Here is a 10,821-nt window from a genome sequence, read left to right as displayed (position 1 = left end):
TCTCCGTATTTATTTATCTTTACATAGTTTAGTTTTTTCGCGCCGACTTACTTATGCCGAAATTTAATAACAATCAATTAATAGCGCGATTTCAGGATTTTAGACAAAAAATTTACAACTGTTTTGAATCATGTAGTGATGCCTGTATGAATTTATTGGATGCGCTAGCGGGTAATACGGGAGCCAGTTCAATTGTTGAGTTATCTTTAAATCCTTTGTTTCCGAGAAGCTATAACTCTATTTATAAAGCAATAAAAGAATCATTTAATACAACTAGTCAGGAGGCGAACAATGAAGTTGAAGAAGAAAAAGAAGAACCCAATAACTTAATTAGGGTGGTGTCTGAGTTAATTGACGAACCACAACAACGCCCATTTCACTTATTTGCTCTTGATACAACACCACATCCGCGTCCTTATGCAAGAACTTTAGCTGACCGTGGGTACATTTATCAACCGAATACTATAATTGGTAACAAACCGATTAATATTGGTCATTGTTATTCGATACTTTCTATCGAACCCTCGAAAGAAACTGGTAATGCTGCACCTTGGTCAATACCAATATCAGGAGAAAGGGTATCACTTGATAAAAGTGGCGTTGAGGTAGGAGGTGAACAAATTTCATCCGTGATGTGCGATTCATCACTTCTTTGGGATGAAAAATTGTGTATATTGGTTGCAGATAGCGCCTATAGCCAACGTTCATTTCTTTTTGAGCAGTCTAAACACAAAAATTTGGTAGTCATAGCCAGAGTCCGTAGTAATCGTATTTTCTACCAAAGTCCAATTATTGACAAGTCAAATAAAAAACGTGGCTGCCCCAAAAAATACGGGGAGCGGTTTAATTTAGCTGAGGTTGAAACTTGGCACGAACCGGACGAAACTACACTTACACAGCAGACAACTCGTTGCATGTCGCATTTTAAACATAACCCTCCTTGCTTGGCATCAAATGTTGATGAGGGGAACTAAGGATCAAAAAATGTACCGTCATCCTTTCACTCTTGTCAGGGTTCATGTAACTGATGATATTGGTAATTCGGTGTGGAAACCCATGTGGTTAGTTGTCATCGGCGATCAACGTGAGGAAATTTCCCCTTCGGTTGCGTATCAAAGCTTCAGACAAAGGTTTGATATTGAACACATGTTCCGCTTCAGTAAGCAACGTTTGTTGATGACGCAGTTTCAAACTCCAGATGTTGAACATGAAGAAAATTGGATACGATTAGTCATGCTCTCTTACGTACAGTTGTGGGCTGCAAAGGAGTTAGCAACGCATTTACCCAGACCCTGGGAGTCTCCCAAAGAACAAAACAATGATAAAATTGTGACTCCAAGTGTAGTGCAACGAGATTTTCACAGAATTATTTCAAAGATTGGTACACCTGCTCGTTCCCCCAAAACCCGGGGAAATTCCATGGGTCGAGTTCAAGGTCAGACTAAAACGCCACGAATTAAGCATCCTGTGGTCAAAAAGCAGTCAAAATCAACACCTAATAAACAAAACGCCGCGTAAATTTTCTTAGGCTTGAGGCGTTTAACTCCGTTTCATTCAGTTTGAAAAATAACTGAGGGAATTTATGATGCCTAAGTTTTTGTTCGCCTAAATTATCCGCGAACTTCCTTTTTTGTCCAAAGTCCAAAACAAAAACGGTATCAAAACCTGATTTTGGCGTTGAAAGTGGCACTCTGCTTGTCATGAACGCTCGCGCGATCACAAGCTTGAAGCTCAGTTAGAGATTGGCATTGGCATTTTTCGGAGATGTCTAATGTGTAAGCCCAGAGACTAACGCACCTATCTCCAGCTTGCAGTATCAGCTAGCTAGCTGGCAACTTCGATTTTATCTGCTGCAACCTCGTCAAAATCAGTACTTATAGACACTTCCCTCCAAGCATCTAATTCTGATTTAATAAATTCTAATGCACCTTCAATAGCTTCTACCGCATCGGCTCCCAGAGCCAATCTGATTGGTGGATTATCACTATCAACCACTTTAATTATCGCCAGAGCGGCTTTCCTTGGGTTACCTGGTAGCTTAATTGTTAGATTTTGTATACCCCGTATTGTCTGACTTATTTCATCAATTAAGGGTTTGTAGTCTTCAATCTGAGTTTCAGTTAAGACATAAGAACGGTTGAAAAAATCTGTGCGGAATCCACCAGGTTCAACAATTGTGACTTTGATGCCAAAAGGTGCTACTTCATTAGCCAGCGAACCACAAATTCCCTCTAGTGCAAGTTTGCTGCTACTATAAATTCCTCCACCAGCACCAGCACCAAAACTGGCAAGTGACGAGAAATTCAGAATATGACCACTGCGTTGTTGTCGCATATGAGGTAGTACTGCTCGGAGTACTTCCAAGACAGCAAAAAAGTTTGTTTCAAACTCACGACGAACTTCTTGATCGGGAACTTCTTCAATGACTCCAGCAACCTCACATCCTGCATTATTGACAAGTACATCAATGCGACCGAAGTTGGCGATAGCCTGTTTTACAGCTTCTCTTACCTCTTCAGGTTTCGTTACATCAAGTTGTACTGCTAATGTCCGATCCGGAAAACTTGCCGCTAAATCTTCTACCTGCTGTGGATTGCGTGCTGTTAGCACCACAGTCTCGCCTCGCTCAAGCACTGTTTCTGCTAATGCTCGACCAAAACCACTTGAGCAACCAGTGATAAACCATACTCGAGTCTGAGAAACTGAGGACGTTACCATAGAAATTCTCCATTTTTAACAAGCGTTACTAAGCTAAAGAAACTTGAAATTGCAGAAGCAGAAAAATGCTTGTATGAACCTGAAGTGGGCATAAAAAACCCACCAAGTACACAATTTCAACGCACAGTTGCTTACTGGATGTTGCCAGCTGTTTCCTGCATCTTTTTCCGGAGACTAAGCAGTCTCATGTCATTCCAGACTTCTTTGATGTAATCTAAACATTCTTGTTTGAGTCCATTTTTTCCAGCATCTTTCCAACCAAGAGGATTTTCGCGGTCTAATGGCCAAATGGAATATTGTTCTTCGTGATTAATTACAACTTTGTAAATTGTCGTGTCTTCTTTGTCGTCTTGATACATAATTAACCTCTTGGGCGTTGCTGACTGTCACTACATAATTCTCTTATAAGTATAAGAAATCATCATCAGTCAAGACCCTTTTTACTTCAACTTCCTTACCATCTATATGTTCCTTTTCTTTCCTTGTATTTTCTGAATTTTCCCTCCATTGTTTAAATTGACGCAGTGTTTTGACTAAATATGCCTTGCAGTATTTTCCCATTGTCGCCATGTTGTCACCCATCTAATTATTAAAAATTTTATTTGTACGTATATATTAATATAATTTAATATAGCAATCCTAAATGATTCATGAGAAAACACCATATTCATGGAGCTTAGGGAAGTCAAAAATTTGACAATTAAGCGACAACTCAAATAAAGCCTTGACAACAGAGAAGGAATGACAGAAAAAATAAAACTCTCGAATCAGTCTTTTTCCTTGCAACCAAATATCTTCTACTGGGTTCTGTTGAGGTGCATTTGGGGCAAATCTTTCACAAGTTATCAACCATTGTTCTTTTTCTAAGTTCGCATTCAAAGAATTTAAATAATCTTTGATTTGTTGAGAACGATGATAACTAGCACCATCCCAAATGATTAAAAGTTTTGCATCTGGACGTTGTGAGCGGAGATACTCCAAAAAATTAATTGTGTTTTCAGAGTTACCTTTCTTGGCAGAATAGGTGAGAAATTCCTTTGTTTTATAGTCTAATGCACCAAAGTATGTTTGTTTATCACGAGCATTGATAACTGGAATTGAAATGCGCTCACTCATTTTACCCCAGATATATCCGATTATGTCTCCCCATAGTAAATGACATTCATCAATCATGAAAACAACTAGCTCTCCTGTCTCAATTTCAGGTCGTCGCTTCTCCAACAATTCACAAATCTCTTTTTTTTTTAAGGCGACTAATTCCGGGTTATGCTTTGGATTATTAGCTTGAGTTTTCTTCCAACTAATACCTGCTTCATCAAATAAATCATAGTAACTTTGTTTTGATTCAAATATCACTCCATACTTAGATGCAACTTGGTATTCTAGCTCATTAAGCGTCCATTCATCCTTTGTTTGTAGCCATTCAATCACTTCCTTATGTTGTCGTGTATCCAAAAATACTTTGCTACCTTTATATGCTAACTTTAAACCATCTACTCCGTTTTGAAAAAATGCTTTTTTCCATGTACTTATAAAGCCTGATGAAACACCCAATATTGGCATTATCTCTTTATGTTTGTATCCACAAAGCAACATTTTGACTGCCATTGCTCGTGTAATTTCACGTTTATCTTGGCTATGTCTGATAAAATCTTCTAATGACTGTATCCACATCGCTATTATCCAAGCAATTGTCGCTAATATTACTTCTATCGTCTTCAGTATTTTCTCATAAATGATTTCGGATTGCTATATGAAAATTCTAGATATATTTACAGGCTTAACAATATTTACTTATATTAAATATAAAAAATAAATCATATGCACTTAAGACTAGATAAATGTCCAAATTCTTTCACTGTTAGTAAAAATACTACTACCATAAATATAAAATCTGCCAATATTGAACCAATATATATACCTCTTAAAGCAATTATCTTAGAGAAGAATATCATCATGGGCACATTTAATACTATACTTTTCAAGAATATTGCTAGTAAAACAACTTTAGGTTTACCAATAGATAAAAAAAAGGTATTACCACAGTAAGCTAAAGGCCATATTGGTATTAGCATATTGATAATCCTAAAATTAATTACATCCTTTATAGTAAAATTAACATCTGGTAAAATTATATTTAAAAATATCTTTGGAGCTATTTGTAAAGGCAGCCAAATAAATAATAGTAATGTAGTTCCTATTAGTGTGAAAATTAAGTATGCATTTTTAACCCTTCTGTACTTATTTGCTCCATAATTCATACCTATGACTGGTTGTAATGCTTGTGCAAAACCCATAATAGGAATAACCATCAGTGAACTCAATTTCATTGTTGCACCGAAAAAAGCAATATCAATATCCTTTCCATAATCAGAAATTAGATTAAACATCACAAATTCTTGAACCAATATCATCACTGGATAAAACAGGGAAGATACTCCCACTGATAAGATTGCGGGTAGTAAATCTATTGCGATCGCTAACTTTTTCAGATTCACTGGGATAGAGCTTTTACCAGAGAGGAAATAAGTTAAGTTGACAATAGTGGAAACAGCCATTCCAATAACTGTAGCGAGGGCAATTCCTTGAATACCCCAATGAAAGACACTAATAAATATATAATTTAAGAAGATGTTAACGATGACAAAAATCAAGTCAAATATAGTTGATAGTCTTATATTGCCTTCTGATTTGATGAGTTGGCTCGAAGCTCCTGCTAGCATATAGAATACTGAACCCAGTATATAAGTCTTAAAATATGCTGCACCAGCAGAGGCAACTTCACCACTTCCTCCCATGAATACAATGAGTTTTTCACCAAAGCTATAACCAAGAATTGTGATCACAAAGGCGATCGCGACACCCATAACTATTAAGTTGCCAAATATTTTCGATTGAGTTTTGATATTTCCAGAACCAATGGCTTGACTGAGAACAGAACCAGAACCGACCCCAACTAAGAGAGAAAATCCCTCAGCTATACCAGTGAGCGGTAGTGCAAGGGTGATACCAGCCAGAGCTGTTTCACCAATAAATTGCCCTGCAAGAAAACCATCAAGAAAATTATTCAAGCTAAATATCAGTATTCCCAAAGTACTGGGAATTGATAATTTGAATGTCAGCTTAACGAGATTGCCTTGGAGGATTTCATTCGTGACTTGAGATTGTTGTTGTGGAGTCATTTTTAAGTTATCGGCTTGTTGCTTTTGACTCAACCTTGACCAAATGGCTAACACGATACTGCTTTACTGCTTCTAATTCCATTTCTTTTGCCGAGTTCAATGCTGTCATCACTTCTCCACAAACTTCGACTTTGGCTTCATAAACACCTTTTGTACTACTAGCTGGGTCTGCAAAATCAATCTGAACTTCTGCCCAGTCAGGTTCCTTTCCTTCGGCGACTTCTTCCATTGTCACTACTTTTCCCGCTTTCAAATAGTTAAGCCAATTCCACCCAGACTGCATCCAAATTTCACGCTCGGCTATTTGCTCAAATTTGCTTAAACCAGTCCACCCTCGGTAGTATTGACGCACACCAAAGACTGAACCATTTCGCTTTACTAGTAAATCCAACATCTCTGGTTCAATATGTCCCCACAAGCATCCTTGAGGTAAATCAATTAGGGTAGGAGCAAATTGATGACCGCCAAAGTGAGTTGTTTGCCATACTCTTAACCTTCCGTTGGAAGCAGGAGCATATTCCTTACGTAATTGTCGATATATAGGAGTGCCAAATCTGCCGCAAGCAAGGTCTACTTGAGCATGGGTGCAAACCATTAATTCACGAATATGATTCGTTTGTTGTTGATATTTCTGAAATTCTGATAAATCGTTGGGTTGTTGCATTAGCTGCTTGAAGATTGCTGTCACTAAAGCAGCAGCTTCGGTTTCTGGAATAACAAATTCCTGTTTCTCAAACTGAGAAAACAGCTTGGCAGGACGATAGTAATAGAAGATACGTGTAAAACCAGCACAAAAATATTCACGGTCAGGAGCGATTAGTATCGGTTTTAACTTAATTCCATGCTGAAAAACTAACTCTTGAAACAAACCCACCACTGATTTGAGAGTTGGATTTTCTTCAAAGATATTTTGCGACCAAGGTTGGGGAATTTCCATAATTAACCAATAGTCACAAGTATCTGCTGTACCAATTGGGTCTTCTCTATTAGCTTTGGAAACTAAGGAGCAAAAACGACAATCTTTTGTGTTGTTAATCATATCCGAAGCTCTTAAAAAAGACATTATCATAAAAATATTGATGTGGTAGCAATCTTTTGCACAATCCAAATAGTCTTGAGTCCCAAGGTGATCTTGTGGGAAAGTATTGTCTTTTAGGCTTTTTCGCTTCCAAAGCCTCTAATATAACCTCTGTCACAATTTCAAGAGGCGCTCCTGTTTCCCGGTTAGACTTGATGACATCTTCCATATGTATTTTATGATTTTTACCATATAAAGCTTGATGCTCAGGTGATATATTAGCTAAGAGTTTCTTGCAATTTATCTCTTGTTTGTCAGCTTGTTCTGGGGTCAATAGTGCATCCATTGGTAATATAGAAAGAACCTCAATGCCGCTAGACCTTAACTCCATTCTTAAACAATCTGTAATTGACTCAAGTGCTGCTTTTGTAGCTGATAAGATGCCAAAATATGGTATAGGTGCTCTGCCACAACCTCCACTGATATTGATGATTCTACCCCTAGCTTTTCGTAGCAGTGGTAAGAATGCTTGTATAATTACGATTTGACCGATAATATTGACTTCAAAGTTCAATTTTATATCATCTATTGTTGTACATTCAATTGCTCCATTTGCTGCTACAACTGCATTATTGATTAACGCAAATAATCCAGTTTCACCAACTGCTAATGAAACAAAGTCCAAAGCTGATTTAATTTGTTCTGTTTTTGTGATATCCATGATAATTGGAGTTAAATTACCAGACGCAGCCTGCCTTAGTGACTCTGCATCTTTTTCTGTGCGGACTCCAGCAAAAACTCGATACCCTTGTTTATCCAGTAAAAGTGCGGTTGCTCGACCGAGACCTGTGGATGTTCCTGTAATTACAACTGCGCCTTTATTACTCTTATTCATACCTAATTCCTCTAATAGTGAAATATCTTTTTAGTCTCAAAATAGAAAATTGAGAAATATGTTGTATATCAAAATATAGTCTCTTGAGAAGAGCCGTACCCAAACAAAAAAATCGTGTAAAAATAACTGTTGTCAGAGTATAAAAAATATAAAGGTTTCAATCAAAAAGTTACGCAACTGACTTTACATAATTCCTAAACCTAGTGGCTAAAGCCAGAATCAAGTAGCTGCTATTGTCCTTGATGTTGATACCGTCCATGCATGACCATTTTTACACCACTCTTTGCGTGACATTGGTCACCCACAAGCCTTTGTCCTTCTGGTTGCTTGTTAACCAGGGCTAATTCATAGCGCGAAATAATTGTTGCTAACACAAGCTTCATTTGAAACATACCAAAAGCCCCTGCAATACAATTACGAGCGCCACCACCGAAGGGTATAAATTCATAGGGAGAGAATTTTTTTTCTAGAAAACGCTCTGGTTTAAATTGTTTCGGCTCTGGATATACATCTTCTCGTTGATGTGTTGAATAAATATTACAAACGATTACTGTTCCCGGAACTAATTCATAGCCCATTATTTCTACTGGAGCCTCAACCAGCCGCCGAAATGTGAATAACGCACTTGGCCAAATTCGTAAAGATTCGTTACAAACAGCGTTAAGGTAGGGTAATGCAACAACATCCATAGGATCTGGATTTTCACCAAGGCTATTAAGTTCTTCAAATAGTCGCTTACGAACAGCAGGTGAACGGTGAATCCAGTACAAAGACCAAGTGATCGAATGCGATGCACCATCCCTACTCGCTAATATAGGCAAAAATAGTAAGTCGCGCACTTCTTCATCACTTAATGCTTTACCTGTTTCATCACAAGCAAATATAAGATCGCAAAGCATATCAGTACGTGAAGAATCTGCTTGCTTGCGGCGTTGTTTAACTTCATCGTGTAAAAATTGAAGAACTTCTTCTTCGAGATAGTTATGATAGCTTAACAGGCTTCCCTTTCCGAAATCTATTTCTGCAAAAGGAAGTTGTCCGATTATATTAAATAGAGAAGAGTTTTCGTATTTAATTAAAGAGTTACATAAATGCTTGATTTTTTTGAAGCGCTCCCCTTCCCGCAATCCTATCACAACTTCTATAGCTATTTGCAAGGTAATTTTTAATATAGTTTCATAGGCAATGAAAGTTTTTCCAACAGCCTGTTGACTCATAATTTTTTCTGTGAGTTCGCAAATACGTTGCCCAAAAGTTTCCATCCGCTTCCCTTGGTAAACCTTGATTAAGAGAGAGCGACGATGTTTGTGAACTAACCCATCAATTTGTGCGATTCCTTGTGTAAGCGTAGGTTTTTGGTTAAATATACTAGAGACTGTAATTTCTCTAGTACTACTAAAAATCTGCTTTAGCCCTGAAGGATTGCTAACGTAAATTACTGGTGTAGAACCATCCATCATGGTGACTATGTCGCCATAGCGTTTGTAAATAGCATCCATACAGCCAAGCGGATTAGTCAAAAGCTGTAAACCTAGCAGCCAAGTGGGCGTTTTCGGGCTTGGAGGTAGTGTCATAAATATTACTTATTACTCAAGTATCAAAAGGAATGAAAAAAACTCCAGAGATTAAACTGAACTAATAACTAATGACTGCGACTGTCCTTGATGTTGATGCTGACTAAGCACTACCATTTTCACACCACTAGCAGGGTAACAAAGAAGACCATTAAATTTTGGTCTTTCTGGTTGTTTTCTCACTAGCTTTAACTGATAGTGTGAAAGAATTGTTGCCAATACCAATTTCATTTCAAACAGACCAAATGTTCCACCAATACAAACACGAGAACCGCCACCAAAGGGCAAAAATTCATAGGTAGAAAACTGTTTTTCGAGAAAACGCTCTGGCTTAAATTGTTTTGGCTCTGGATATAAATCTTCACGCTGATGTGTAGAATAAATATTTGCAATTAGTATTGTTCCCGGACTCAACTCATAACCCATTATTTCAACAGGAGACTCTACTATCCTGGGAAATGCGAAAAGTTGAGTTGGGTAAATTCGTAAAACTTCGTTGCAAACAGCATTGAGATAAGGTAATGCCAAGATGCCTGTGATATGTAGGTTTCCGCCAAGGCGGTTAAGTTCTTCTAGCAGACGATCGCGAACATGAGGTAAACGGTGAATCCAGTACAAAGCCCAAGCGATCGCAGTTGCTGAAGCACCTTGAGCCGCTCCGATAGGTGAAATTAATAAATCTCGTATTTCCTCATCAGCAAGCGGCTCACCTGTCTCATCAGTTGCTAATAGTAAATCAGATAGAATATCAGTGCGAGATGCATCTGCTTGCTTGCGACGTTCTTGAACTTCTCCATAGAGCAGTTGAAAGAGTTCTTGCCGGAGGTAAAGCAAATTTCCTTGAGGACTCCACCTTCCTAAATTCCATCCCCAAAAGGGTAGTTTTGCAACCAGTTGCAGTAGTGGGGAAAGTTCATGTTTAAACACAGAAGCAAATAAATGTTTTATTCTTTCATAGCGTTCTCCTTCACGCAATCCCATGACAATTTCTATACCTATTGCTAAGGTAATATGCTCTAGCATTGAGTAGACAAGGAAAGGTTTTCCAGTAACTTGTTGATCCATAATGTTTTCTGTCAGTTCGCAGATATGCTGTCCGCAGGTTTGCATCCGCGCACCGTGAAAGGCTGACATTAACAATTTGCGCCGATTTTTATGACGCGACTCATCCAGTTGCAGAACTCCTTGCTCTCCAGTGAATAAAGCAAACCCTTCTTTGTTTAATGCGCCCCTAGCTACAATTTCCTTGCTCTGGGTAAAAACCTCCTTTATACCTGAAGGATTACTGACATAAACTGTTGGTATAGAACCAAACATTACAGTCACAATGTCACCGTAACGTTGAGAAATAGCATCCATATAGCCAAAGATATCAGCCTCAAATTGTAGGGCTAGTAACCAAGAAGGAGTTTTCGGTCCTGGAGGTAGTTGCAT

General features: G+C 38.1%; 10 protein-coding genes. 2 read left to right on the top strand and 8 right to left on the bottom strand.

From position 1 onward, the window contains the following. Positions 1–146 precede the first annotated feature (146 nt). Entirely contained in the window at positions 147–974 is an 828-nt protein-coding gene (locus RMY63_RS24590; protein ID WP_322731225.1) for a transposase, read from the top strand. Between the two features lie 10 nt (positions 975–984). Beyond that, positions 985–1,518, top strand: coding sequence for a hypothetical protein (locus tag RMY63_RS24585; protein ID WP_322731224.1), 534 nt, complete (start codon positions 985–987; stop codon positions 1,516–1,518). A gap of 306 nt (positions 1,519–1,824) precedes the next feature. Here RMY63_RS24585 and RMY63_RS24580 read toward each other — a convergent pair whose 3' ends face one another. From RMY63_RS24580 to RMY63_RS24545, 8 genes are all read right to left on the bottom strand, one after another. After that, positions 1,825–2,718, bottom strand: coding sequence for an oxidoreductase (locus tag RMY63_RS24580; protein ID WP_322731223.1), 894 nt, complete (start codon positions 2,716–2,718; stop codon positions 1,825–1,827). Positions 2,719–2,849: 131 nt separating this feature from the next. Beyond that, positions 2,850–3,077 (bottom strand): MbtH family protein, encoded by a 228-nt coding sequence (locus RMY63_RS24575; RefSeq protein WP_322731222.1) that lies wholly within the window; start codon positions 3,075–3,077, stop codon positions 2,850–2,852. Positions 3,078–3,366: 289 nt separating this feature from the next. Continuing rightward, on the bottom strand, positions 3,367–4,386 hold the full coding sequence (locus RMY63_RS24570) for an IS630 family transposase (protein WP_322731228.1): 1,020 nt from the start codon (positions 4,384–4,386) through the stop codon (positions 3,367–3,369). Positions 4,387–4,535: 149 nt separating this feature from the next. Continuing rightward, on the bottom strand, positions 4,536–5,900 hold the full coding sequence (locus RMY63_RS24565) for an MATE family efflux transporter (protein ID WP_322731221.1): 1,365 nt from the start codon (positions 5,898–5,900) through the stop codon (positions 4,536–4,538). Positions 5,901–5,907: 7 nt separating this feature from the next. Then, a complete protein-coding gene (locus tag RMY63_RS24560) occupies positions 5,908–6,939 on the bottom strand; it encodes a sucrase ferredoxin (protein ID WP_322731220.1) in 1,032 nt (343 codons plus the stop codon). Continuing rightward, a complete protein-coding gene (locus RMY63_RS24555) occupies positions 6,932–7,813 on the bottom strand; it encodes an SDR family NAD(P)-dependent oxidoreductase (protein ID WP_322731219.1) in 882 nt (293 codons plus the stop codon). Before RMY63_RS24555 ends, RMY63_RS24560 begins: the two co-directional genes overlap by 8 nt. Positions 7,814–8,043: 230 nt before the next feature. Next, positions 8,044–9,387 (bottom strand): cytochrome P450, encoded by a 1,344-nt coding sequence (locus tag RMY63_RS24550; protein ID WP_322731218.1) that lies wholly within the window; start codon positions 9,385–9,387, stop codon positions 8,044–8,046. 51 nt (positions 9,388–9,438) lie between these two features. Next, a complete protein-coding gene (locus RMY63_RS24545) occupies positions 9,439–10,821 on the bottom strand; it encodes a cytochrome P450 (protein WP_322731217.1) in 1,383 nt (460 codons plus the stop codon).

Source organism: Nostoc sp. ChiQUE01b (assembly GCF_034531255.1).
Taxonomy (GTDB): domain Bacteria; phylum Cyanobacteriota; class Cyanobacteriia; order Cyanobacteriales; family Nostocaceae; genus Nostoc.
The sequence above is the reverse complement of the archived record's forward strand: the minus strand, read 5'-3'. Positions and strand labels throughout refer to the sequence as shown.